The following is a 22,246-nucleotide window of genomic DNA, read 5'->3' as shown; positions in this document are numbered from 1 at the left end:
TAGCCGTTCCTATATGGACTCCCCCTCAACAGCAAGAGCCTGACACTGGAGGCCTTGGGGTAAAGCACACCCGCAGTCGTCATCCAGCGTCCGTTGTGGACTCGTTGGTGGTCCGTGGCGCCACAAGAATCTGTGTCACCGCATCGCCGCAAGCGGCAGGCAAGCTACCGGAAGCGCTATCGGCGCAGCGCGGTGTAGGAGGAGCCCGGTGGGCCTGCCCACGCTGTCATCGGCAAAAACCTGGTCAGTGCAGCGTCTCGACCACGGGATACGCGTACTCCCGGCCGACCAGCGCGCGTGCGCCAAGGTAGGCGTTCCGCAGGCGCTCGGTCAGTTCGTCCATCTGCACTTCGCCGCTGGCGTCGCACGGAATGGCGATTCCGCGGCCGGGGTCGAACAGCGAGGCAAACCTCAGCTGATGCGCCGGTGTGTTGAGTTGAGTCATCATGACGAACCCCAATTCCGGGCGACGATGTCCAGTCGCTGAACCAGAACGGCTCTGATCTGGCCCATATGCCTTCGGTCGCCCTGCAAAGGCACACCTGAATCTTCGGCGCATCTGCGCCACTGAAAAGGGTGAAATGGCGTTCAAAAATCGGGTTTCCGTCTCTTTTGTCGCGCGAGGCCACAGTCTCTGCTGCGGAACAGCAGCCCTGACGGGGCGTGCCGCGTACGGGTTCGTCCTCCGGGCCGGTGTCGAAAAGGCGCGGCGCCGTTCGTCGTGTCTGACAACCACCCACAGGAGCAAGCGATGGCCACAGAAACAAGCGTCAAGGGCCCGGCCTCGTACTTCCCTTCCATCGAGAAGAAGTACGGCCAGCCCATCGAACACTGGATGAAAATCCTCGCCCAGGCGGGTGAGCGCAAGCACATGGAACTGGTGGCGCTGCTCAAGGCCGATCACGCCATGGGTCATGGGCACGCCAACGCGCTGGTGGCCTGGCACCTGGCCCAGAAGAAGTAGCCCCCGACCATACCCATGCCCACCGAAATCGAACGCAAATTCCTCGTCACCGGCACCGCCTGGCGCAGCCCCGACGGCCAGCGCATCGTGCAGGGTTACCTCAACCGCGACAAGGCGCGCACGGTGCGGGTGCGCATCGCCGGGCCGCGGGCCTTCCTGACCATCAAGGGCGCGACGACCGGGGCCAGCCGCGCGGAGTTCGAATACCCGGTCCCGCTGGCCGACGCCGAGGCCCTGCTGGGCCTGTGCGACGGGCCGCTGATCGACAAGGTCCGCCACCGCGTGGCCTTTGGCGGTCTGCTGTGGGAGGTGGACGAGTTCCTGGGCGACAACGCGGGACTGGTGGTGGCCGAGGTGGAGCTGGCGAGCGAGGACCAGGCCGTCGACCTGCCGCCCTGGGTGGGCGGGGAGGTGACGCATGATCACCGCTACTTCAACTCCAACCTGGCCACCCACCCGTTCAGCCAATGGCGCGGTGCGGCAGGCGCCAGCGACTGAAAGAGACCGATGCCCATCGAACTGCCCAAGGACCAGCGCGCCCAGGCCATCCAGTCCATCGAGCGCTACTTCCGCGAACACATGGACGAGCCCATCGGCAACATCGCCGCGGGCGGCTTGCTCGGCTTCTTCCTCGAAGAGATCGGCCCGGTGGTCTACAACAAGGCCGTGGCCGACGTGCAGGAGCGGCTGCAGCAGCGCGTGTCGGAACTGGACCTGGAGGTCCACGAGGACGAATTCGCCTACTGGCGCAAATACGAGCGCGGCACCCGCGGGAAGAAGTGAGCGCCGCGGGCGGGGCTCAGGCCGTGCTCTTCAGGCCGCGCTCTTGTACTTGATGCTGCAGCCGTAGGCCTGGCTGGTGGCGACGCTGACCGGCTTGCCCGCGAGCAGCTCGGTCAGGCCCTGGCGCACGTAGTTGGTGGCCTTCTGGATGTCGGACTCGCGCGCCGACGGGATGCTGTCGATACCGCCCGCGTAGACCAGCAGGCCCTGCGCATTGACGATGTAAATGTGCGGCGTGACGCGGGCGCCGAAGGCGGTGCCGGCCTTGCCGTCGACGTCCATCAGCGTCGCGGTCGGGCTGGCGCCCTTGTCGCGCATCCAGCGCGCCAGCTTCTCGGGTTCGAGGTAGTCGGCGCTCTGGGTTTCGGTCGAGTTGACCGCCAGCCAGACCACGCCCTTCTGCGTGAAGTCCTTCTGCAGCGACTGCATGTTGCCGTTGTAGTGCTTGCGCACGAAGGGGCAGCCCGGGTTGTTCCATTCGAGCACCACTGTCTTGCCCTTGAACTGCGAGAGGCTGACGGCCTGGCCGGCGGTGTCGGTGAGGCGGAAATCGGGCGCCGGCTGGCCCACCGCGGCGGCGGCCTGGGCCAGGCGGGGTAGCAGGGCGGCGGAGCCCAGGGCGGCGAGGCTGGTGAGGAAGGGGCGTCGTTGCATCGTGAATCTCCGGTCGGTGATTGAAACGGCGACGCTGCGGGGTCAGAGCCCCTGCAGCACGGACTTGACCTCCCCCACGCTCAGCACCTCGGTCAGCACCACCGGCGGCTGGCCGCTCTTGTAGATCGCATACACCGGCACGCCGTTGCGGCCGAGCTGCGCCAGCGCCGTGGTCACGGCCGGGTCGCGGCGCGTCCAGTCGGCGCGCAGCAGGGCGACGTTCTTTGCCGCCATGTCCTGCAGCAGGCCCTCGTCGGCCAACGCGTTGCGTTTGTTGAACTGGCAGGTGACGCACCAGGCGGCGGTGAAGTCGACGAACACCGGCCGGCCCTCGGCCTGCAGCGCGGCCACCTTGTCGGCGCTCCAGGGTTGCCAGCTCACGCCCTGCACGCCTGTTTCGGCGGCGGCTGGGCCACTGTCCTGCAGCCGCGTCACGTTCGGGCCGACGGCCGCGCCCAGCCACACCAGGGCCGCGGCCGACAGGCCACCCAGCACCACGCGTCCCCTGCCCGACAGCCCGAGCGACCAGACCAGCAGCGCCAGCGCCAGCAGCAGCATCAGTAGCGCGGCCGCGCCGTCGATGCCGCTTTGCTGGCCCAGCACCCACAGCAGCCAGACCACGGTGGCGAACATCGGGAAGGCCATGAACTGGCGGAAACGCGCCATCCAGGCGCCTGGGCGCGGCAGCGCGCGCGCAATCGCCGGCCACCAGCTGGCGGCCAGGTAGGGCAGGGCCATGCCCAGGCCGAGCACGCCGAACACCGCCAGCGCCTGCGCGGCGGGCAGCGTGGCGGCCAGGCCGAGCGAGGCGCCCATGAACGGCGCGGTGCAGGGCGAGGCCACGGCGACGGCCAGCACCCCGGTCAGAAACGAGTCGGCGGTCGGGTTCTTCGCCTGCAGGCTGGCCAGGCCGGACGGCAGCACGCTGCCGAATTCGAACAGCCCCGCCAGGTTCAGGCCGATCAGCGTGAACAGCACCGCCAGCCCGGCCACCACGGCCGGGCTCTGCAGCTGGAAGCCCCAGCCCAGCTGTTCACCGGCCGCGCGCAGCGCCAGCAACAGGCCGCCCAGCGCCAGGAAGGACACCACCACACCGGCTGTGTAGGCCAGACCCGAGCGGCGGTGGGCGGCGCGGTCATCCGCATGTTTGGCGAAGGCCAGCACCTTGATCGCCAGCACCGGGAACACGCAGGGCATGAGGTTGAGGATCAGGCCGCCGATCAGTGCGCCCAGCAGCGCAGCGCCCAGCATCAGCGGCGAGGCCCCGGTCGCCGGTGCGACGGCGGCGCGGGCGGCGTTGGCGTCCAGCGCCGCCTGCAGCGCGGGCGAGACGCCGGCCGCGGCGGGCAGGGCCGCCGCTGGCGGCCAGGCGCCTTGCACCGGCACCTTCATGCGCACGCCGGCCAGGCCCGGGCCTTCGCCGGGCGCGTCGGCCTGCGCCACCACCAGGGCCACTTCGGACGGGCTGTCGCCGCGCTGGGCCGAGAGCGGCAGCTTCGCAGTCCAGCGCGCGCCGTCCCAGGCCTGGGTCCAGGGTGCACCGGGGTCGATCAGGCCGGTGGGCTCGGGGTAAAACTCCAGCTTCTGCCCTTTCCAGGCGGCGGGCAGGGCGTCGAGCGAGACGTTCAGGAAACCGGTCTCGGGCGCCAGCGCGCTGTCGGCGGCGGCCTGGTCTTTGGGCGCGGCGTTGAAGGCGGCGTCGAAAGCGGCGCCGTTCAGCCCGGTTGAGCCCATGGCCGGGATGCGCAGCGAAAACGAGCCTTCCTCGGGGATGCACTCCTTGCGGCAGACCAGCCACGCCGCCTGCAGCTTCACGTCGAGCTGCTGGCCCTGGAATTCGGGCGAGACTGTCAGCGGCACCGGCAGCAGCACCGTGCCGTTGTAGCCGTAGTTGGCCAGCGGGCCGATGGGGAACTTGCGCGGCGTCGGCCAGGCGATCTCGCCCGCTGTCACGCCGGGCGGCAGGGTCCACTGCAGATCGGTCGGCAGGCCCGAGTCGCCGGAGTTCTTCCAGTAGGTGTGCCACTCGGGCGCGTGGGTCAGCTGCAGGCCGACCCAGACCTTGGCGCCCGGCGCGGCGCCTTCGGGCGCGTGGGCCAGCAGCTCGGCGCGCACCTGGTCGGTCTTGACCACGGTGGCATCGCCGCCGAGCAGGTTCTGGGCGAAGCCCGCCAGGGGCAGCAACAGGAGGGCGAGGACAGCAGGCAGTGAACGCATGGGGGAAGGGGAGGAAAGGCGCCGAGGTAGGAGGGCGCCGGGCGCGCCAAGTTCCTCAAGGGGTGCGGCAGCGGCCGGCAAATGTTACAACCCGGGCGTTGTCCTCACGGGGAGACACGCCATGGGTTCGATGACAGAGCGGGCACTGCAGCGCTGGGCCGAGCGGGTGCGGCGCGAGGCCAACGTGCCGGTGCGCCTGCGCTGGGGGGCGGACGGTGCGTCCACGGTTGCGCTGGGCGAGGCGCCGACCGTCGAGGTCCGGGTGCACGGGGCGGCGGCCTGGCCGCTGCTGATCGAACCCGGGCTGGACACCCTGGGCCAGGCCTATGTCGAGGGCCTGGTCGATGTGGACGGGCTGCTGTCCGACATCGTCGAGGTGGCCCATGGGCTGGCGGCCAGCGCCCAGCCGACCAGCGGCCTGCTCGGCCGCATCCGCCGGCGCTTCGGCCACACGCGCGAGAGCGACAGCGAGGCGATCCAGTACCACTACGACGTGTCGAACGACTTCTACCGCCCCTGGCTGGGCGAGGGCATGGTCTATTCGTGCGCCTATTTCGAGCAGGGCGACGAGACGCTGGACCAGGCGCAGGAGAAAAAGATCGACCACATCCTGCGCAAGATCCGGCTGGCGCCGGGCCAGCGCCTGCTGGACATCGGCTGCGGCTGGGGCGCGCTGGTGCTGCGGGCGGCGCAGCGGTTCGGTGCGCGCTGCGTGGGCGTGACGCTGTCGCAGAACCAGTTCGATCTGGCGACCGAGCGGGTGCGCGCCGCTGGGCTGCAGGACCGGGTCGAGATCCGGCTGCAGGACTACCGGGACGTGGCCGACGGCCCGTTCGACCGCATCACCAGCGTGGGCATGTTCGAACACGTGGGGCTGGACCACCTGGCGGCGTACTTCGGCCGCATCCGCGAACTGCTCAAACCCGACGGCTGGGCCCTGAACCACGGCATCACCAGCACCGACGCGCACGACGGCGAGACGAGCCACGGCGGCGGCCAGTTCATCCACCGCTACGTGTTCCCGCGCGGCGAGCTGCCGCACATCGGCACCGTGCTGCGCACCCTGCAGGAGGGCGGGCTGGAGGCGCTGGACGTGGAGAACCTGCGCCGCCACTACCAGCGCACCACCCAGCTGTGGAGCGAGGGTTTCGAGGCGCACGCGGCGCAGGTCCGGCCGCTGGTGGACGAGACGCGCTGGCGCATCTGGCGCATCTACCTGGCCGGCTGCGCCTGGGCCTTCGAGCACGACGAGGTGGCGCTCTACCAGGTGCTGTGCCGGCCGGCGGGCCAGTCGGCGCAGGGCCTGCCCTGGTCCCGGCGCTGGATGTACCCCTGACACCCGCGGGCCTACACTCCGGCACATGAACGCCCCGATCCGCCACTGGTCCGACCTGTCCACCGCCGACTTCGCCACGCTGAACCGCGAGCGCGCCATCGCGGTGCTGCCGGTGGCCGCGACCGAACAGCACGGTCCGCACCTGCCGCTGTCGGTGGACACCGACATCGTCAACGGCGTGGTGGCGGCGGCGCTGCCGCACCTGCCGGCCGACCTGCCGGCGCTGTTCCTGCCGACCCAGGCGATCGGCTTTTCCCCCGAGCACACCCGCTTTGCCGGCACGCTCACGCTCAAGGCCGAGACCCTGATCCGCGTCTGGACCGAGATCGGCGAGGCCGTGGCGGCCAGCGGCGTGAAGAAGCTGGTGCTGCTCAACAGCCACGGCGGCCAGGTGGGGGCGCTGGACCTGGTGGCGCGCGACCTGCGGGCCCGGCTGGGCATGTTGGTCTACAGCATCAACTGGTTCAACCTGCCGCTGCGCGACGCGGCCGGGAACGACGTGAACGCGCTGTTCAGCGCCGACGAACACCGCTTCGGCATCCACGCCGGCGAGATCGAGACCTCGATGATGCTGGCGCTGCACCCGCAGCGCGTGCGCATGGACAAGGCCGAGTATTTCCGTTCGACCTCGCAAGACCGGGCCGAACGGTTTGCCACGCTGGGCAACGGCAGCAGCGCCAAGCTCGGCTGGATGATGCAGGACTACAACCCGCAGGGCGCGGTGGGCAACGCCGCGGCGGCCACGGCCGAGAAAGGCCGCGCGCTGCTGGATGCGGCCGGCCGGGCGCTGGCCCAGGCGCTGGCGGAGATCGACCGGCTGCCGCCCGACACGCTGCGCGAGCAGACAGCCTTTTCCTAGAGTCCAGCGCGCACCGTGGAACCGGCTTTGCCGGGCCACTGGTGCGGTCCCCCTGGGGGGAAGACGCGAAGCGGCGCAGGGGGGTTACGCATACGTCACCCAATCCCGATGTGCAGCGCTGTCCAGGTGCGGCAGCGTGTTGTAGGTCAGCAGGTGGTGGCGCTTGGGGTTGAACTGGAACTCGGTCACCGCGCTGTTGCGGATGCGCATGTTCAGGTCGATGGTGGCGTCCGGGCTCAGTCCCAGCACATGGCCCACGGCGGTGGCAATCGGGCCACCGCTGGAAACCAGCAGCACGTGCTGCCCCGCGTGGTGCGCGCGCACATGCTCCAGCGCGCTGGTCACGCCGTGCACGAAGTCGGTGTAGGCGGGCATACCCTCGGGGCTGATGGTGCCGGCCATCCACTGCCGCAGGCCGTCGCGCAGCAGCCGGAAATGCGCCTTGTAGCCCTCGGGGCTGTGCGGGTCGCCCAGCGCGACCTCCTGTCCCCGCGGCAGGATGGCGCGGATCACCGCGCCGCTGTCGTACTCGTTGAGCCCCGGCCATTCGGTGGGCGGCAGGTCCAGCCCGGCGCCGCGCGCGATGCCGGCCCAGGTCTGGGCGTGGCGGCGCAGCGTGCCGGTGATGACCGCGTCGAAGCGCAGTCCGCGCTCGGCCCAGTAGCGGCCCAGGCGCTCGCTCTGGCGCTGGCCCAGGTCGCTGAGCTGGTCGTAGTCGGCGGCGCCGAAAGAGGCCTGGCCGTGGCGCACGAGATAGAGGGTTCCCATGGGCCGGAATTCTGGGCGCAGCCCGCGTCCGGACTTTGTCCCCGCAGCGACTGCGGGTCGCGCAGGCGCCACGCTGGTTGGCTCAAGCCGGAAATGGCGGCCATTTCCGTTCGTTTTGACACGAACCTTGGGCCTCCGGTCGTGCTTCAATGAGCGCTATGTCTGTCCCGCCAATGGCTCATGTTGCCTGACCTGCCCACGCTTCTGCTCGTGCGGCTGGGCGTGGACGCCCTCATCGCCGTGGCCTTCTGGGGCCAGATGCGCCGCTATCCCGGCATCGGAGGTCCGGGATGGTGGTCGCTCGGTGCGGTGCTGAGCATTGTCGGTTCGCTGTTGATGATGGCGCGCATTGGTGGCGGCAATGCGTTCGCGGCCGGACTGGCCGGCGTCATGCTGTTTGGCTCCCACGCCTGCGCATGGATCGGCCTGCGAGCCTACCTCCGGCGGACCATGCCTTGGCGGACGCTGACTGCTTTGCTGGCGCTGCAACTGGTGCTGCAGGTGGGCCTGGCGATGCGCGGGGATGACCCCTCGGGCCACCAGATGGTCTATGCCCTGACCATGGTCGTGCTGGCGGCGCTGGTGCTGCACGACCTGTTGCGCGAGCGCACCCCGGGCCTCGCGCCGGAGTACCGGGCGCTGGCCCTGCTCACCGCGTTCGAGCTGGTGCTGCTGCTCGCGGTCTCGGGCTGGGTGGTGTTCGCCAGCCGGGCGCTGGACAGTGTCGCGGCCGGTTTCATCCTTGTGTTCCTGATGACCAAGTTCCTGCGCGTGCTGCTGTTCAGCGCACTGGTCTCGCTGCGCTTGCGGCAGGAGGCCGACCAGGCCCGTCTGGCCATGGCAGAGCGGGCTGCCGATTCGCGCGCGCTGGTGAGCAATCTGGGGGCAGGCGTGGTGGTGTTCGAGGCCGATCAGCACATCGTCTCAGCCAACCGTGCGGCGCGGCGCTTCTTCGGCTGGCCCGGTGACAGCGACGACCCCGGTTCCCTTCCGCAGATACCGGACTGGCAGCTGCTCGGCGAGAACGGGGCGCGCATGCCGCGCCATGAAATACCGTTCGAGCGCGTGCTGGCCAGCGGCCAGCCGGTCAGCGACGTGGTGGCCGGCATCCGCACCGGTGACACGGGCGAGCTGCGCTGGGCGCTGTGCAACGCCTATCCGGAGAACGACGCCATCGGCGGCCTGCGCCATGTGGTGTTCACCTTTGTCGACATCACGGCGCTGCGCCAGATTCAGCAGCAGCAGCGTGCTCTGGAGCAACAGCTGGCGCAGTCGCAGAAGATGGAGGCGCTGGGCACGCTGGCCGGTGGCGTGGCGCACGACTTCAACAACATCCTGGCCGCGATCCTGGGCAATGCCGACCTGGCGCGCCAGGACCTGGCGCCAAGCAATCCGGCGCGCCAGAGCCTGCACGAGATCAGCAGTGCGGCGCGGCGCGGGCGCGAGCTGGTGCGCCAGATCCTGGCTTTCAGTCGCCAGCAGCCGCTGGCGCGCACGCCGGTCTGCCCCGACACCATCGTCACCGAAACCTGCAGTCTGCTGCGGACCGCCATCGGCTCCAACGTCCAGCTGGTCAAGGAGGTGGCGCCGAACGGCCACGCCATCCTGGCCGACCCGACCCGGCTGGGGCAGGTGCTGCTCAACCTGGGGACCAACGCCGTGCACGCGCTGCAGGGGCGGGCGGGCCGGATCGGTTTCCGGATCGATGCCGTCGGGCTGGACGACCCGGCGCTGCCGCCGGCGCTGCAGGAGCCTTGCCGGCGCGGCGGCGCGGGCGCGGTCCGCATCGCCGTGAGCGACGACGGTTGCGGCATGAACGACGCCACGCGCGCGCGCATCTTCGAGCCCTTCTTCACCACCAAGGGCGTGGGCCAGGGCACGGGGTTGGGGCTGCCGATGGTGCTCGGCATTGTCGAGGCCCACGGTGGCGCGATCACGGTCGACAGCCGCCTGGGCGAAGGCACCACCTTCACCCTGTATTTCCCGGCCATCACCGACAAACCGCCGGCACCCGAAACGGCACCGGAAGTGGTCTTCTCTGATGGCGGCACAATGGCCCCCATTCCCAGCGACGAGCCGTCGCCGCCCGCCGCCACCATTTCAGTGGAGTCCCCAGCCATGTCCGAAGAATCCAGCGCCGCCCCCGCCCACATCCTGTATCTGGACGATGACGACACCCTGGTGTTCCTGGTGCGCCGGCTGCTGGAGCGCCGCGGCTACAAGGTCACGGCGGTCTGCGACCAGCAGGAGGCGATCGATGCGGTGCGCGCCCAGCCGCAGGGCTTCCAGCTGCTGATGACGGACTACAACATGCCCGGCATGTCGGGCATCGACGTGGCGCGCGAGGTGCTGTCTATCAACCCCGCCCTGCCGGTGGCGGTGGCCTCGGGCTACATCAGCGATGAGCTGCAGGCCGAAGCGGCCGCGGTGGGCGTCACCGAGGTGGTGTTCAAGACCGACGCGGTGGAGGCGTTCTGCGAGGTCGTGGCACGGTTGGTGTCCCCCCCGCGCCCCGCCTGACGGCGGGTCACCCCCCAGGGGGCGTTGCGAGTGGCCCGGCGAAGCCGGTTCTACCGCATCCTTGCATCAGGCACGTGCGCCGGACAGAACCTTGGCGAACTGTTCGCTGTCCACGTTGCCACCGCTGAGGCTGAGGCCGACGTTCAGGCCTCTCAGCGTTTCTTTTTCCTGCATCGCGGCTGCGAAAGCGGCGGCGCCGGCGCCTTCGGCGACGTTGTGGGTATCGGCGAATAGGGCGCGCATGGCCTGGGCGACCTCGTCGTCCGTCACCTTCACGATGTGGTCCAGCGCCGGTGCGAGGATCGTCAGCGCCTCGGCGTCGGCCACGCGGCAGGCCATGCCGTCGGCCAGCTGCGTGGTCACCGGCGCTTCCACCACCTGCCCAGCCGCGACGGAGTCGGCGTAGGTGGTGGCGTGCGCGCTGACCACGCCGACGATGCGCGCGCGGTGGCCCAGGGCCTGTTTCGCGGCGATGGCCGAACACGCGCCCGAACCCTGACCAATGGGCACATAGACCACGTCGACCTGCGGCGCCGCCTTGAAGAATTCCCACCAGTAGGTGCTCACGCCGCGCAGCAGGTCGCGGTGGAAGCTGGGCACCATGTGGGCACCGCGTTCGGCCGCCAGCCGCATCGCGTGCTCGCGGCTTTCCTGGAAGTCGTCGCCGTGTTCGATCAGGTCGACGCCGAGCGCGCGCATGGCCGCGTTCTTCTCCACCGAGTTGCCGCGCGGCACGACGATGGTGCAGCGCACGCCGTGTTCGCGCGCCGCCCAGCCGATGCTCTGGCCGTGGTTGCCGCGCGTGGCGCTGATCACCTCGCGCGGCCACTCGCCGCGCTGTTGCAGCTGGTCGAAATAGGTCAGCCCGCCCCGGATCTTGAAGGCGCCCACTGGCGTGTGGTTCTCGTGCTTGAGCCAGCAGCCGGTGCCCAGCCGTTCGCTCAGCAGGCCCCAGCGGTACTGCGGCGTGGGCGGGAAGCTGCGGTAGACGACCTGGGCGGCGGCTTCGATGTCGGCAAGGGTGGGCAGGGTCGTCGTCATGGCGGGCTCAGGCATAGGGGGTGCCGTCCTTGTGCAGAAATCTCCACTGTCCATCGTGCTGCTCGGCCTTCAGGTCGTCGTCCGGGTAGTGCCCCTCGTCGCCGGGCGTCCTGTCACCGACCTCCAGATAGAGCACGTCTTCGTCGCTGTCGTTGGTCAGTCGATGGGCATCGCCCGTGCCGGCCTTGAAACCGGCGCAGTCGCCCGGTTGCAGCACCTGGGACCCAGCGTTCGTGTGCAGGGTGGGGGTGCCGGCCAGCACGTAGATGAATTCGTCCTGCCGGGTGTGTGCATGCCGCAGGCTGGACGCGGCGCCGGGTCGCAGTGTGGTGAGGTTGACGCCGAAGTTCGTCAGGCCGAACCGCTCACCCAGGGCGCGCTTCTCGCGGCCTGCCATGCGCGAGGCGAAGGGCTCGGGGTAGACCGAGGGCTTGCTGCGCACCGGAACCTCGCGGGCGGCCACGGCCGCCGGGGTGCCGGGGTTCTTTGTGTCGCTCATGAACCACCTCCTTCGGGATTGCGCCACCACGTGGGGATCAGAGGCGCACGCGACCTTCCACGCAGGTCACCGATGCGCCGCCGACCCAGATCGTGCCGTCGGCGTCGCGTTGAATGTGCACCCGGCCCTCGCGCGCCAGGGCCGTACCTTGCGCGGCCACGTAGCGCTCGGGCGCCAGGCCGGCGCCGATCAGCCACTGCGCCAGCGCCGCATTCAGGCTGCCGGTGACCGGGTCCTCGGTCAGGCCGTTGTTGCCGGGGAAGAAGGCTCGCACCTCGAACTGCGTGTCGCCCGTGTCTTGCGGCCCGACCACGCCGACCTTGCCGCGCGGACCCACCACACCGATGTCCAGCCCGGCCAGCACCGCTGCATCGGGCTTCAAAGCCAGCACCTGCTCCGCGCTGCGCAGCATCACGCCGCGCCAGTTGGGGCCGTTGTCGCACCAGGCGTGCGCGGTGATGTCATCGCGCGCCACACCCAGGCCGCGGGCGATGAGCTGAACATCGGCTTCTTCCAGCTGGCCGCTCTTGATCAGCGGGGGCGCGGCAAAGGCCAAGCGGTCGCCGTCGCGGCGCAGTTTCACCAGGCCCACGCCACATTCCTGCACCACGTGTTCACCGCGCGGCACGCCACCGGCTTCGAGCCAGGCGTGGCAACTGCCCAGCGTGGGATGGCCGGCAAACGGCAGCTCGCGCCCCGGACAGAAGATGCGCACGCGGTAGTCGGCGCCGTTCGCGCGGCCTTCGTCCGTGGGTGGCAGCAGGAAGGTGCACTCCGACAGGTTGGTCCAGTTCGTGAAGTGCTGCATCGCCTCGGTCGAGAGGCCGCTGCCGTCCAGCACCACCGCCAGCGGGTTACCGCGGTAGGGTGTGGTGGTGAACACGTCCACCTGTTTGAAGGGGCGTTGCTGCATGAAGGCTCTCCGTGGGGTCAGGACAGGGGCAGGTCGAGCACGCCGCGGCTGGCGGGCAGGGCCAGCCACTGCGCGTACCAGCGCTCCAGATGCGGCCAGGCGGGGCGCGGCTGCGGCAGGCCCCACCAGCGGTGGACCTCGCAGGCGATGGGGATATCGGCCATGGTCAGCGCCTCGCCGGCCATGAAGGGCTGGCGCGCCAGGTGCTCGTCGAGCTGTGCGAACAGCGGCTCGGTGGCCGCCACCGACGCCGCGATCACGGCCGGGGCGCGCTGCGCCTCGGGCGTGCGGATCAGCTGCTTGAAGCCGGGGCTGCCGGCCGGGTTGAGTGTGGTCTGCTGCCAGTCCATCCAGCGCTCGGCGTCGGCGCGGCACTGCAGGTCTTGCGGGTACAGCGGTGACGCTTCTCGTGCACACAGATAACGCACGATGGCGTTCGACTCCCAGAGCGTGAAGTCGCCGTCTTCCAGCAGCGGCACCAGGCCGTTGGGGTTCTTGGCGCGGTAGTCCGGCGTGTTCACCACGCCGTGGCTCAGGCCGGCGTCGATGCGCTCGAACGGCACGCCCAGCACCTGGGCGCACAGCACCACCTTGCGCACATTGATCGAACTCAGCCGGCCCCAGATGCGCAGCATGGCTTCAGCCTTTCACAGCTTCGCGGATGGCGTCGGCCAGCGCCTTGATGCCGATGCGGATCTGCTCTTCGCTCGCCGTCACGAACGACAGGCGCATGGTGCGCGGGTCGCCCTGGTCGGCGTAGAACGCGGCGCCGGGCACGAAGGCCACGCCCTTGTCCACGGCCTTGGGCAGCAGGTCCACCGCATGCACGCCCTCGGGCAGTCGCGCCCACAGGAACATGCCGCCCACGGGCGAGTTCCACTGCACGTCCAGATCGGCCATCTCCGTCTTCAGCGCCGCCAGCATCACCTCGCACTGGTGCTTGTAGAGCGCGCGGATGGTGGGCACGTGGCGGTCGATGAAGCCATCCTTGAGCACTTCGGCCACCATGCGCTGGTTGAACGTCGGGCTGTGCAGGTCGGCCGCCTGCTTGGCCTGCAGGAGCTTGGGCATGATGGCCTTGGGCGCCACCATGTAGCCCAGGCGCAGGCCGGGGGCCAGCACCTTGGAGAACGAGCCCAGGTAGATGCCGCCTTCGGGGTTGCGTGCGGTCAGCGGCTGGGGCGGCGGCTGGTCGAACCACAGGTCGCCATACGGGTTGTCTTCGATGATCGGCAGGCCGGCGGCCTGTGCGGCGTCCACCAGGGCCTGGCGGCGCGCCTCGCTCATGGTGCGGCCTGTGGGGTTCTGGAAGTTGGGCAGCACGTAGAGGAAGCGCGCGCCCGGCGCCTTCCTGGCCAGGTCGGCCACGTCGATGCCTTCGTCGTCGCTGTTCACGCTCACGATGGTCGGCTCCATCGGCGTGAAGGCCTGCAGCGCGCCCAGGTAGGTGGGCGTTTCCACCAGCACCGTGCTGCCCTCGTCGATCAGCACCTTGGCCACCAGGTCCAGGCCCTGCTGGCTGCCGGTGGTGATGAGCACCTGGTCCGGGCTCACATCCCAGGGCAGCTGGTTTGCGATCCACTCGCGCAGAGCCAGCAGGCCCTCGCTGGCGGCGTACTGCAGCGCGGCCTGGCCGTCGTTCTGGAGCACGGCTGCGCAGGCGGCGGCAAAGGCCTCGATAGGGAAGGTCTTGGGTGACGGCAGGCCGCCAGCGAAGCTGATGATGCCGGGCTTCTCGGTAACCTTGAGGATCTCGCGGATCACCGAAGGGTTCATCTTGTGGGCGCGTTTTGCGAGGGTCCAGGTCAAGGTTTTTCTCCGTGGATGGGGCCGTAGAACACGACCCAGGTGACAAAGTCGGGGCTGAAGTTTTCGAAGCGGTGCGCAACGCCCGCGGGGACGAACAGGATATCGCCGGCCCCCACGGTCTCGGTCTGGCCGTCGCGCCAGAGCCCCGAGCGGCCGCGCTGCACCACGTACAGCTCGTCCTGCGTGTGGGGCTGCTGGATGTCGCGACCGAGCTGCGAGGTGGCGGGCGCGAACAGCTCCACGTTCAGGCTGCCGTGGGCCAGGGCCTGCACGAAGGGCGTGCCCTGCGGGTAGTGGCCGCTCGCGGGCTGCGGCAGCGCGGCCAGCAGCGCCTGAAAGTCTGCTTTGAGCGGTGCGCTGTTCATCGCGGGCCTTGTGGTGGTGCGGACATGCGCCGGCCCATGAAGACGGTGGTGACCACGGCCAGGGCAAAGCCCAGCGTGATCAGGTCCAGCGATTCGCCCAGCAGCGGCACGGCGGCCAGGATGCTGACGAAGGGTTGCAGCAGCTGCGTCTGGCTCACGCGCAGTGCGCCGCCCAGGGCCAGCCCGCGGAACCAGGCGAAGAAGCCGGCCCACATGGAAAACACCCCCACGTAGACCAGCGCCAGCCAGGCCGACAACGCGATGGGCTGTTCGGGCCAGGTCAGCAATGCGCCGGGGATGGTCAGCGGCAGGGCCATGACGCAGACCCAGCTGATCACGCGCTCGGCGCCCAGCGTGGGCGTGACCCGTGCGCCGCCCACATAGCCCAGCGCCGCAGCCAGCACCGCGCCGACCAGCAGCGCGTCGGCCCATTCGAAACCGAAGCCGTGGCCCGCCTGCGCCGCGCGGACCAGGCTGTAGATCACCACCAGGGCACTGCCCAGTACCGCGAACAGCCAGAAACCCAGCCGCGCGCGCTGGTGCATCAGCCAGGCGGCGACGGCGGCGGTGGCCAGCGGCAGCAGGGCGGTGATGACGGCGGCGTGGCTGGCCGTCACGTGCCGCAGCGCCCAGCCCAGCAGCAGCGGGTAGCCGATGGCGTTGCCCGCCAGCGAGAGCAGCAAGGGCCCGCGTTCGGCGGTGGTGGGCAGGCGCGAGCGCGTGGCCAGCAGGTAGATGGCCGACAGGCCACCCGCCAGCGCGGCGCGCGCCCAGGTCACGAACCAGGGGGAGAGCTGGGGCGCGTCGGCGGTGCCGGTGGCCAGCCGCGTCATGGGCAGGGTGAGGCCAAACACCACCACGCCGACCAGACCCAGCCAGAGACCGAGGGTGGCGTCGCTCATGCGGGCAGAAGGCAGTGCCGTGCTGTGGTTCATGCTGCGTTGCCTTGAAGTCCCGCGCCACCCAGCAGCATCCAGGCCGCGGTGAGCACCAGGGCCAGCGCCATCAGCCGGTTGAACACCAGCAGCCGTGCCCCCGTGGGTTGCCCGTTCACCACCGGCCCGGCCAGCCAGTGGCGCAGCAGCGAGCCGACCAGCGCGTAGCTTAGGTTGCTGAAAAACGCGAAAGCCAGCAGCACCGGCAGCACCGAGACGAAGCGCTGCGGCGCGTCGGCCTGGCCGGCGATCCAGCCGGCGACGATGGACAGCGCCAGCATCCAGGCCTTGATGTTGAGGAACTGCAGGCCCACGCCCTGCCAGAAGCCCACGTTCAGCCGCGAGCTGTCCACCGAACTGAGCGAGCGGCTGCCCCACAGCCGCCGTGCCAGCCACAGCAGGTAGCCGGTGCCGCCGAGCAGGATGGCCCAGCGCAGCGCCGGCACCGCCACCACCAGCGAACCCACGCCCGCAGCGCACAGCGTGAACAGCAGGCCCCAGCCCACCGGCACTGCGGCGATGAAGCGCAGCGCGCGCGGCAGGCCGCCGTTGGCCGCCAGTGCGGTGGACAGTGTGGTGTTGGGGCCGGGCGTGAAGCTGGTGGCCGTGGCCAGCACCAGCAGGGCACTGAACTCGCTGGCGGTCATGGCTGCACCGTGGGGGCTTGTGGGGACATGCGATGCACTTTATCCTTGCGGGCCATACACAAACCATACAGATGGCCGGGTCACGGAGCGAATCTGTGTGGTTCATGAAGGCCATACACCGCATGTTCCATAGCAAGGATTCCAGAGACGCCGCGCCGGACGTCCCGGCGGTCGCGGCGCTGACCCGGACCGCTGCCCAGACACTCACCGAGCAGCTGGCCGAGCGCTTTGCCGCCCGCATCCGCGACCGCCTGCTGGCCCCGGGCGCGCGCCTGCCCAGCGTGCGCCAGTGCGCAGCCCAGCACGGTCTGAACCCGTCCACCGTGGTGGCGGCCTACGACCTGCTGCTGGCCCAGGGCCTGGTGGAGGCCCGGCCCCACCGGGGCTTCTTCGTGCGCGAGCGGGCGCCTCTGCGCGATGCGGATGCCGCGGCCCCGGTCGCACCCGCTGCGCCGCGCATGGCCGCGCCGCTGTCGGCCGCCACGCTGATCCGCGGCATGTTCCATCCCAGTGGCAGCCAGCCCCAGCCCGGCATGGGGGTGCTGCCGCCCGAGTGGCTCGAGTCGACCTTCATGCCCGCGGCGGTGCGCAAGGTCAGCGGCCAGAAGGCGCTGGCCGAGAGCTCGCTGCGCTACGGCGAACCGCTGGGCGACAGCCACCTGCGCCGCGTGCTGGCGGCGCGGCTGCAGGGCATCGGCCTGCCGGCCGACCCGACGCAGATCATCACCACCGTGGGGGCCACGCACGCGCTGGACATCGTCAGCCGCACCCTGCTCAAGCCGGGCGACGCGGTGATGGTGGAAGAGCCGGGCTGGGCTGTGGAGTTCGCGCGGCTCGATGCGCTGGGCATGCGCATCCTGCCGGTGCCGCGCGGACCCGCCGGCCCCGACCTGGCGGTGATGGCGCGCTACTGCGAGGCGCACGCGCCCAAGCTCTTCGTCAGCGTGAGCGTGCTGCACAACCCCACGGGCTACTGTCTCTCGCCCGCCAGCGCGCACCGTGTGCTGCAGCTGGCGCAGCAGCACGACTTCCACATCGTCGAGGACGACACTTACAGCCACATCGCGCCCGAACACGCCACCCGCATGAGCGTGCTCGACGGCCTGCGGCGCACCATCTACGTCAGCGGTTTCGCCAAGATCCTGGCGCCCAACTGGCGCGTGGGCTATCTGGTGGCGCCGCCGGATCTGACCGAGCGTCTGCTGGACACCAAGCTGCTGGCCACGCTGACCACGCCCAGTCTGCTGGAGCGGGCGCTGGCGCACTGCATCGAGAGCGGCCAGCTGCGCCGCCACGCCGAGCGCATCCGCACCCGGCTGGACGCAGCCCGCACCCGCAGCGTGAAGCTGGCGCAGGCGGCGGGCTGCCGCTTCGTGGCCGAGCCTTCGGGCCTGTTCGGCTGGGTGGACACGGGCGTGGACACCGAGGCGCTGGCGCAGCGCATGCTGGACGAGGACTACCTGATTGCGCCCGGGGCGCTGTTCCACGCGGCGCGCGCGCCCACCACGCTGATGCGCATCAACTTCGCGACCACGCAGGATGCGGCGTTCTGGAAGGTGTTCAGGCGCCTGGTGGCGAGCTGAGCAGCGCGGCGAGGGCCTGGTCCAGCGCCTGTGCCTCGGTCTGCATCAGTGGCAGGGCGCGCTCGAACAGGCGCCAGTCGCGCGACAGCGCCGCCAGCTCCAGGCCCTTGGCCAGCCGCGCACCGCGCTCGGCCGTCATGCTGCCCAGCGAGCCCTTGAGCCCGTGGGCGTGGGCGACCGCCTGGTCGGCGTCCTGCGCCTGCAGGGCCCGGGCCAGCTGCCGCAGCCGTTCGGCCAAGTCGGTCCGCATGGCCTGGGCCAGCTGGCGCAGGGTGTCTTCGTCGCCGTCCAGCCGGCGGCGCAGCTTGGCCACATCCAGGGCGCCCGCAGCAGCGGGTGTGTGGGGTTCGGGCGGGGGCTCTGCCGGCGGGGTTGCCGGCGCCGGCTGCCCCGAGGCACGCCGCAGCGCCTCGTCCATGGCCCGCATCAGAGTCTGCGGCTCCACGGGCTTGGGTGTGTAGCTGTCCATGCCTGCGGCCAGGCAGGTGTCGCGGTCACCGCTCATGGCGTTGGCCGTCACCGCCACGATGGGGGTGTGCGGCTGGCCGCGTGCGGCTTCCAGCTCGCGGATGCGCTGCGTGGCCTGGAGGCCATTGGTGCCTGGCATTTGCACGTCCATCAGCACCAGGTCCACGCCACCCAGGGACCATTGCGCCACCGCCTGCTCGCCATCGCGCGCCAGCAGCACGGTGCAGCCCAGGCGCTGCAGCAGCTGGCGCATCAGCAACTCGTTGACCGGGTGGTCTTCGGCCACCAGCACACGCAGTCCCGCGAAGCGGTCGCCCGCCTGCGCCGTCCCGTCCAGCTCGGAGGGGGCGGTCGGGGGCGTGTGGTCGGTGGCCGGCGCGTCTTCCAGGGGCAGGGTCACCGTGAAGGTGCTGCCCTGGCCCAGCGCGCTCTCCAGGGCGATTTCACCGCCCATCAGACGCACCAGGCGCGAACAGATCGCCAGACCCAGGCCACTGCCACCGAAGCGGCGCGCGGTCGAGGCGTCGGCCTGCGTGAAGGCGTCGAAGATGGTGGCCTGCTGCTTGGGCGAGATGCCGACGCCGCTGTCCTGCACCTGCAGGCGCAGCCGGGAGGCGGTGCCGTTGTGGACGACATCGGCGGTGACGCAGATGCGCCCGCCACGCGGGGTGAACTTCAGGGCGTTGGACAGCAGGTTGGACAGCACCTGGCGCAGCCGCCCCGGGTCGCCCTGCATGTGCCGGGGCAGCCCGGGCGCCATGTCCAGCGACCAGTTCAGCGGCTTGGCTCGGGCCTGTTCGGCATAGAGCGCACCCACGTCCTGCAGCACCTCGTGCAGGTCAAAGCGCGTCCGCTCGATGCTGAGCTTGCCGGCCTCGATGCGCGAGAGATCGAGCACATCGTTGAGCAGGCCCAGCAGGGCGTGGGCCGAGCTGTCCATCAGCTCCAGCCAGTTCTTCTGTTCCGGGTTCAGCGGCGAGTCCATCAGCAGCCGGGTCAGGCCCATCAGGGCGTTCAGCGGCGTGCGCACCTCGTGGCTGATGTTGGCCAGGAACTCGCTCTTGGCCCGGCTCGCCTGCTCGGCCAGCTGGCGGGCCCGTTCGCCCTCGGCCTCGGCGCGCTTGCGCCCGCCGATGTCGGCCAGCGTGCCCATCAGGCGCAGCGGACGGCCACGGGCGTCGTGCTCGGCCACCATCGCGTGGTTCTCGACCCACAGCCAGCCGTCGCTGGTGCGGACGCGGTACTGCGACACCGCGTGCCGCAGCTCGTTGGCCAGCAGCCGCCGGTGCACGTCGTCGAACGCCTGGCGGTCGTCGGGGTGGATGCGCGCCTGCAGGTCGGCCATGCTCCAGCAGCCTTCCATGGCGATATCGCCGAGCATCTCGCCCCAGCGCGCTGTGAGGAACACCTGGGGCGTGGGCAGTTGCCAGTCCCAGAGTGCCAGCCGGGCCGCCTCGACGGCCAGCTGCAGCCGGTCGCGCGTTTCATCCAGCGCCTCTTCGGCCAGCAGGCGGCTGTTCGACTCGCGGTGCACCGAGCTGCGCAGGCGGTCGAGCTCGGCGTTCTGGCGGTCCAGCTCCGCCAGCAGCTTTTGCGTGCGCTCGCGTTCGCGCTGGAGATCCTGCTGCGCGCGTTGCAGATCCAGGGCGAGGCGTTGGGGAATGTCGGGCATGGCGGTGCTGGGCGACGGCCGGTCGCCCGGGGTTCAGGTGCCGCCCAGCGCCTGCCAGCGCTCCAGGGCCTGCATCCATTCTTCCTCTATTTCGGCATGTCGGGCGCTGAGTTGAGTCGCGCGGGCGGCATCGGTGGCAAACAGCTGGCCATCGGCCAGGGCGCTGTCGATCGCTGCCTGCTCTTCCTCCAGCGCCTTGATCTTCGCGGGCAGGGCGTCGAACTCGCGTTGTTCCTTGTAGCTGAGCTTGCGTTTGCTCGTTGCCGGGGCGCTGGCCGAAGCCGTGGCTGCCATGGCCGTTTCCGATGGTTTGGCGGCCGGTTCGGGCGCGCGCTGGCGCTGCAGCTCCTGCGCACGCGCCGACTGGGTCAGCCAGTCCTCCACGTCGCCCACATACTCGCGCCAGACACCATCGACCTCGCTGACGATGGTGCTGGTGACCACGTTGTCCAGAAAGCGCCGGTCGTGGCTGACCAGGAACACCGTGCCTTCGTACTGCTGCAACAGGTCTTCCAGCAGCTCCAGGGTGTCGATGTCCAGGTCGTTGGTCGGTTCGTCCAGCACCAGCACGTTGGCCGGCCTCGCGAACAGGCGCGCCAGCAATAGGCGGTTGCGCTCGCCGCCGGAGAGTGTGCGCACCGGTGCGTTGGCCCGGGCCGGTGAAAACAGGAAGTCGTTCAGGTAGCTCTTGACGTGGGTGCGTCGGTTGCCGATCTCGATCCACTCACTGCCCGGGCTGATGAAGTCCTCCAGCGTGGCGTCCAGGTTCACCTGGTCGCGCAACTGGTCGAAATAGGCCACGCTGATCTGGCTGCCCTGCCGCACGGTGCCGCTGTCGGGGGGCAGTTCGCCCAGGATCAGCTTGAGCAGCGTGGTCTTCCCGGCGCCATTGGGGCCGATCAGACCGACCTTGTCGCCGCGCAGGATGGTGGCGCTGAAGTCGCGCACCACGGTGCGGGAGCCGCCATCGGCGGAGGGGAACGACTTGGACACCCGGTCCAGCTCCGCGACGATCTTGCCGCTGGCGCCCCCGCTGGCCACCTCCAGCCGAACCTGACCCACGGCGTCGCGCCGCTGGGTCCGCTGTTCGCGCAGACGCTCCAGCCGCGTGATGCGCCCCTGTGCACGGGTGCGACGGGCCTCCACGCCCTTGCGGATCCACACCTCCTCCTGGGCCAGCAGCTTGTCGGCCCGGGCGTTGATCACGGCCTCCTGGGCCAGCTGTTCTTCCTTGAGGGTCTGGTACTGGGCGAAGTTGCCCGGGTAGCTCAGCAGCCGCCCCCGGTCCAGCTCGACCATGCGGGTGACCACCCGGTCAAGAAAGGCGCGGTCGTGGCTGATGGTGACCACGCTGCCTCGGTATTCCAGCAGCAGGTCTTCCAGCCAGGCAATGCTGTCCATGTCCAGGTGGTTGGTCGGTTCGTCCAGCAGCAGCACATCGGGGCGGCTCACCAGTGCCTGGGCCAGTGCCACCCGCTTGCGGTTGCCGCCGGAGAGCTGGCCCACCGTGTGGCTGCCATCAAGATGGAGCCTTTGTAACGTCTCCTCGACCCGCTGTTCCCAGTTCCATGCGTCCAGTGCTTCAATCCTGCCCTGGAGCAAGTCGAGGTCCAGTCCTTCCGCGCCGCTGAGGTAGAGGTCCCTGGCTTGGCGGGCTTCAGCCAGCCCCAGGCTGGCTGCCTCGAACACCGACGCCGACGGGTCCAGATCCGGCTCCTGCGGGACATAGGCGACTCTCAGCCCCGTTTGCACCTGCAGCGTGCCGTCGTCGGGCCTCTCCAGTCCCGCCAGTATTTTTAACAGGGATGACTTGCCTGTGCCATTGCGGCCGATGAGTCCGACCCGCTCCTGGCTTTCCAGTGCAAAGTCGGTGTGATCGAGCAGGGCCACATGGCCGTAGGCCAGCTGGGCATCCTGCAGAGTAATGAGCGCCATGTATATAGGGGGGTCAGTGGGGGCTGAACAGGGGATTATCGTCAGCGCCTGTAGGCCGGGCTGCCTAGGTGCCCAGGACAGGCCTTGGCTCAAGTTGCTGGCCAACCTCATCTGCAAGAATTTTTTCGCAGCTTTGACAACGTCTAAAAAACTGTCGTATACTGCAAGGCTCCGCTGATAACTGAACTGCACGACGCAGACAGCAAGGTTGGTAAAGAGGATGTGCCAGTGGTTGCATCGATTAGTTTGAAAAATTTCGGGTTAACCCTAAAATTTTT

At 69.7% G+C, this 22,246-nt stretch carries 21 protein-coding genes; 7 read left to right on the top strand and 14 right to left on the bottom strand.

The features are described 5' to 3' along the window. Positions 1-244: 244 nt before the first annotated feature. A complete protein-coding gene (locus tag HFL01S_RS23670; protein ID WP_066263603.1) occupies positions 245-448 on the bottom strand; it encodes a hypothetical protein in 204 nt (67 codons plus the stop codon). A 303-nt stretch (positions 449-751) separates the two neighbouring features. Between HFL01S_RS23670 and HFL01S_RS23665 the strand changes: the two genes are divergently transcribed. Genes HFL01S_RS23665 through HFL01S_RS23655 form a run of 3 tightly spaced genes read left to right on the top strand, consistent with a single transcriptional unit; the run spans position 752 to position 1,747 of the window. Next, a complete protein-coding gene (locus HFL01S_RS23665; RefSeq protein ID WP_066263600.1) occupies positions 752-964 on the top strand; it encodes a DUF4287 domain-containing protein in 213 nt (70 codons plus the stop codon). Between the two features lie 15 nt (positions 965-979). Next, positions 980-1,462, top strand: coding sequence for a CYTH domain-containing protein (locus tag HFL01S_RS23660; protein WP_066263596.1), 483 nt, complete (start codon positions 980-982; stop codon positions 1,460-1,462). A gap of 9 nt (positions 1,463-1,471) precedes the next feature. Beyond that, complete coding sequence (locus HFL01S_RS23655) at positions 1,472-1,747, top strand: DUF2164 domain-containing protein (protein ID WP_066263591.1); 276 nt, start codon at positions 1,472-1,474, stop codon at positions 1,745-1,747. A gap of 30 nt (positions 1,748-1,777) precedes the next feature. On the opposite strand, the gene HFL01S_RS23650 is transcribed toward HFL01S_RS23655, so the two are convergent. After that, on the bottom strand, positions 1,778-2,401 hold the full coding sequence (locus HFL01S_RS23650; protein ID WP_066263589.1) for a thioredoxin family protein: 624 nt from the start codon (positions 2,399-2,401) through the stop codon (positions 1,778-1,780). Positions 2,402-2,443: 42 nt separating this feature from the next. Then, positions 2,444-4,618: a protein-disulfide reductase DsbD family protein gene (locus HFL01S_RS23645; protein WP_084383608.1), complete on the bottom strand. Its 2,175-nt coding sequence runs from the start codon at positions 4,616-4,618 to the stop codon at positions 2,444-2,446. A 121-nt stretch (positions 4,619-4,739) separates the two neighbouring features. Between HFL01S_RS23645 and HFL01S_RS23640 the strand changes: the two genes are divergently transcribed. Together HFL01S_RS23640 and HFL01S_RS23635 are read left to right on the top strand one after the other, a co-directional pair. After that, positions 4,740-5,954, top strand: a complete 1,215-nt coding sequence (locus HFL01S_RS23640) for a class I SAM-dependent methyltransferase (RefSeq protein WP_084383607.1) — start codon at positions 4,740-4,742, stop codon at positions 5,952-5,954. A gap of 25 nt (positions 5,955-5,979) precedes the next feature. Beyond that, on the top strand, positions 5,980-6,813 hold the full coding sequence (locus HFL01S_RS23635; RefSeq protein ID WP_066263583.1) for a creatininase family protein: 834 nt from the start codon (positions 5,980-5,982) through the stop codon (positions 6,811-6,813). Positions 6,814-6,897: 84 nt separating this feature from the next. Here the strand turns inward: HFL01S_RS23635 and HFL01S_RS23630 are convergent, their stop codons facing one another. After that, entirely contained in the window at positions 6,898-7,581 is a 684-nt protein-coding gene (locus HFL01S_RS23630; RefSeq protein WP_066263577.1) for a histidine phosphatase family protein, read from the bottom strand. Positions 7,582-7,761: 180 nt separating this feature from the next. Between HFL01S_RS23630 and HFL01S_RS23625 the strand changes: the two genes are divergently transcribed. Beyond that, positions 7,762-10,101: a hybrid sensor histidine kinase/response regulator gene (locus HFL01S_RS23625; RefSeq protein ID WP_066263575.1), complete on the top strand. Its 2,340-nt coding sequence runs from the start codon at positions 7,762-7,764 to the stop codon at positions 10,099-10,101. 66 nt (positions 10,102-10,167) lie between these two features. Here the strand turns inward: HFL01S_RS23625 and HFL01S_RS23620 are convergent, their stop codons facing one another. The 8 genes from HFL01S_RS23620 to HFL01S_RS23585 are packed head-to-tail and all read right to left on the bottom strand — an operon-like array spanning position 10,168 to position 16,310. Further along, positions 10,168-11,142: a threonine dehydratase gene (locus tag HFL01S_RS23620; protein ID WP_066263613.1), complete on the bottom strand. Its 975-nt coding sequence runs from the start codon at positions 11,140-11,142 to the stop codon at positions 10,168-10,170. A 7-nt stretch (positions 11,143-11,149) separates the two neighbouring features. Further along, positions 11,150-11,641 (bottom strand): cupin domain-containing protein, encoded by a 492-nt coding sequence (locus tag HFL01S_RS23615; protein WP_066263573.1) that lies wholly within the window; start codon positions 11,639-11,641, stop codon positions 11,150-11,152. Between the two features lie 37 nt (positions 11,642-11,678). Then, the gene (locus tag HFL01S_RS23610) at positions 11,679-12,554 is read right to left on the bottom strand and encodes a PhzF family phenazine biosynthesis protein (RefSeq protein WP_066263570.1); all 876 of its coding nucleotides are present in this window, start codon (positions 12,552-12,554) and stop codon (positions 11,679-11,681) included. Positions 12,555-12,571: 17 nt separating this feature from the next. Beyond that, entirely contained in the window at positions 12,572-13,189 is a 618-nt protein-coding gene (locus tag HFL01S_RS23605; RefSeq protein ID WP_066263568.1) for a glutathione S-transferase family protein, read from the bottom strand. A gap of 4 nt (positions 13,190-13,193) precedes the next feature. Continuing rightward, a complete protein-coding gene (locus tag HFL01S_RS23600; protein ID WP_066263611.1) occupies positions 13,194-14,330 on the bottom strand; it encodes an aminotransferase-like domain-containing protein in 1,137 nt (378 codons plus the stop codon). 29 nt (positions 14,331-14,359) lie between these two features. Further along, positions 14,360-14,728 (bottom strand): cupin domain-containing protein, encoded by a 369-nt coding sequence (locus HFL01S_RS23595; protein WP_084383606.1) that lies wholly within the window; start codon positions 14,726-14,728, stop codon positions 14,360-14,362. Continuing rightward, positions 14,725-15,663, bottom strand: a complete 939-nt coding sequence (locus HFL01S_RS23590) for a DMT family transporter (RefSeq protein ID WP_066263566.1) — start codon at positions 15,661-15,663, stop codon at positions 14,725-14,727. Before HFL01S_RS23590 ends, HFL01S_RS23595 begins: the two co-directional genes overlap by 4 nt. Then, positions 15,660-16,310 (bottom strand): LysE family translocator, encoded by a 651-nt coding sequence (locus HFL01S_RS23585; protein ID WP_066263564.1) that lies wholly within the window; start codon positions 16,308-16,310, stop codon positions 15,660-15,662. The genes HFL01S_RS23590 and HFL01S_RS23585 overlap by 4 nt, the downstream gene beginning before the upstream one ends. A gap of 122 nt (positions 16,311-16,432) precedes the next feature. Here HFL01S_RS23585 and HFL01S_RS23580 point away from each other — a divergent pair, with 122 nt between their 5' ends. Next, a complete protein-coding gene (locus tag HFL01S_RS23580; RefSeq protein WP_066263606.1) occupies positions 16,433-17,893 on the top strand; it encodes an aminotransferase-like domain-containing protein in 1,461 nt (486 codons plus the stop codon). Here the strand turns inward: HFL01S_RS23580 and HFL01S_RS23575 are convergent. Beyond that, positions 17,871-20,033 carry an ATP-binding protein gene (locus tag HFL01S_RS23575; RefSeq protein WP_066263561.1) on the bottom strand — a complete coding sequence of 721 codons (2,163 nt, stop codon included), beginning with the start codon at positions 20,031-20,033 and terminating at the stop codon, positions 17,871-17,873. The two genes, HFL01S_RS23580 and HFL01S_RS23575, sit on opposite strands and share 23 nt — an antisense overlap. Positions 20,034-20,066: 33 nt before the next feature. Further along, a complete protein-coding gene (locus tag HFL01S_RS23570; RefSeq protein ID WP_066263558.1) occupies positions 20,067-21,968 on the bottom strand; it encodes an ATP-binding cassette domain-containing protein in 1,902 nt (633 codons plus the stop codon). Between the last annotated feature and the right edge of the window lie 278 nt (positions 21,969-22,246).

Source organism: Hydrogenophaga flava NBRC 102514 (assembly GCF_001571145.1).
GTDB classification, from domain to species: domain Bacteria; phylum Pseudomonadota; class Gammaproteobacteria; order Burkholderiales; family Burkholderiaceae_C; genus Hydrogenophaga; species Hydrogenophaga flava.
This window is presented reverse-complemented; position numbering and strand designations above follow the sequence as displayed.

Coding starts and splice junctions, on each gene's coding strand:
- HFL01S_RS23670 (WP_066263603.1), bottom strand. CDS start 448: ATGATGACTCAACTCAACACACCGGCGCATCAGCTGAGGTTTGCCTCG.
- HFL01S_RS23665 (WP_066263600.1), top strand. CDS start 752: ATGGCCACAGAAACAAGCGTCAAGGGCCCGGCCTCGTACTTCCCTTCC.
- HFL01S_RS23660 (WP_066263596.1), top strand. CDS start 980: ATGCCCACCGAAATCGAACGCAAATTCCTCGTCACCGGCACCGCCTGG.
- HFL01S_RS23655 (WP_066263591.1), top strand. CDS start 1,472: ATGCCCATCGAACTGCCCAAGGACCAGCGCGCCCAGGCCATCCAGTCC.
- HFL01S_RS23650 (WP_066263589.1), bottom strand. CDS start 2,401: ATGCAACGACGCCCCTTCCTCACCAGCCTCGCCGCCCTGGGCTCCGCC.
- HFL01S_RS23645 (WP_084383608.1), bottom strand. CDS start 4,618: ATGCGTTCACTGCCTGCTGTCCTCGCCCTCCTGTTGCTGCCCCTGGCG.
- HFL01S_RS23640 (WP_084383607.1), top strand. CDS start 4,740: ATGGGTTCGATGACAGAGCGGGCACTGCAGCGCTGGGCCGAGCGGGTG.
- HFL01S_RS23635 (WP_066263583.1), top strand. CDS start 5,980: ATGAACGCCCCGATCCGCCACTGGTCCGACCTGTCCACCGCCGACTTC.
- HFL01S_RS23630 (WP_066263577.1), bottom strand. CDS start 7,581: ATGGGAACCCTCTATCTCGTGCGCCACGGCCAGGCCTCTTTCGGCGCC.
- HFL01S_RS23625 (WP_066263575.1), top strand. CDS start 7,762: ATGTTGCCTGACCTGCCCACGCTTCTGCTCGTGCGGCTGGGCGTGGAC.
- HFL01S_RS23620 (WP_066263613.1), bottom strand. CDS start 11,142: ATGACGACGACCCTGCCCACCCTTGCCGACATCGAAGCCGCCGCCCAG.
- HFL01S_RS23615 (WP_066263573.1), bottom strand. CDS start 11,641: ATGAGCGACACAAAGAACCCCGGCACCCCGGCGGCCGTGGCCGCCCGC.
- HFL01S_RS23610 (WP_066263570.1), bottom strand. CDS start 12,554: ATGCAGCAACGCCCCTTCAAACAGGTGGACGTGTTCACCACCACACCC.
- HFL01S_RS23605 (WP_066263568.1), bottom strand. CDS start 13,189: ATGCTGCGCATCTGGGGCCGGCTGAGTTCGATCAATGTGCGCAAGGTG.
- HFL01S_RS23600 (WP_066263611.1), bottom strand. CDS start 14,330: ATGAACCCTTCGGTGATCCGCGAGATCCTCAAGGTTACCGAGAAGCCC.
- HFL01S_RS23595 (WP_084383606.1), bottom strand. CDS start 14,728: ATGAACAGCGCACCGCTCAAAGCAGACTTTCAGGCGCTGCTGGCCGCG.
- HFL01S_RS23590 (WP_066263566.1), bottom strand. CDS start 15,663: ATGAACCACAGCACGGCACTGCCTTCTGCCCGCATGAGCGACGCCACC.
- HFL01S_RS23585 (WP_066263564.1), bottom strand. CDS start 16,310: ATGACCGCCAGCGAGTTCAGTGCCCTGCTGGTGCTGGCCACGGCCACC.
- HFL01S_RS23580 (WP_066263606.1), top strand. CDS start 16,433: ATGTTCCATAGCAAGGATTCCAGAGACGCCGCGCCGGACGTCCCGGCG.
- HFL01S_RS23575 (WP_066263561.1), bottom strand. CDS start 20,033: ATGCCCGACATTCCCCAACGCCTCGCCCTGGATCTGCAACGCGCGCAG.
- HFL01S_RS23570 (WP_066263558.1), bottom strand. CDS start 21,968: ATGGCGCTCATTACTCTGCAGGATGCCCAGCTGGCCTACGGCCATGTG.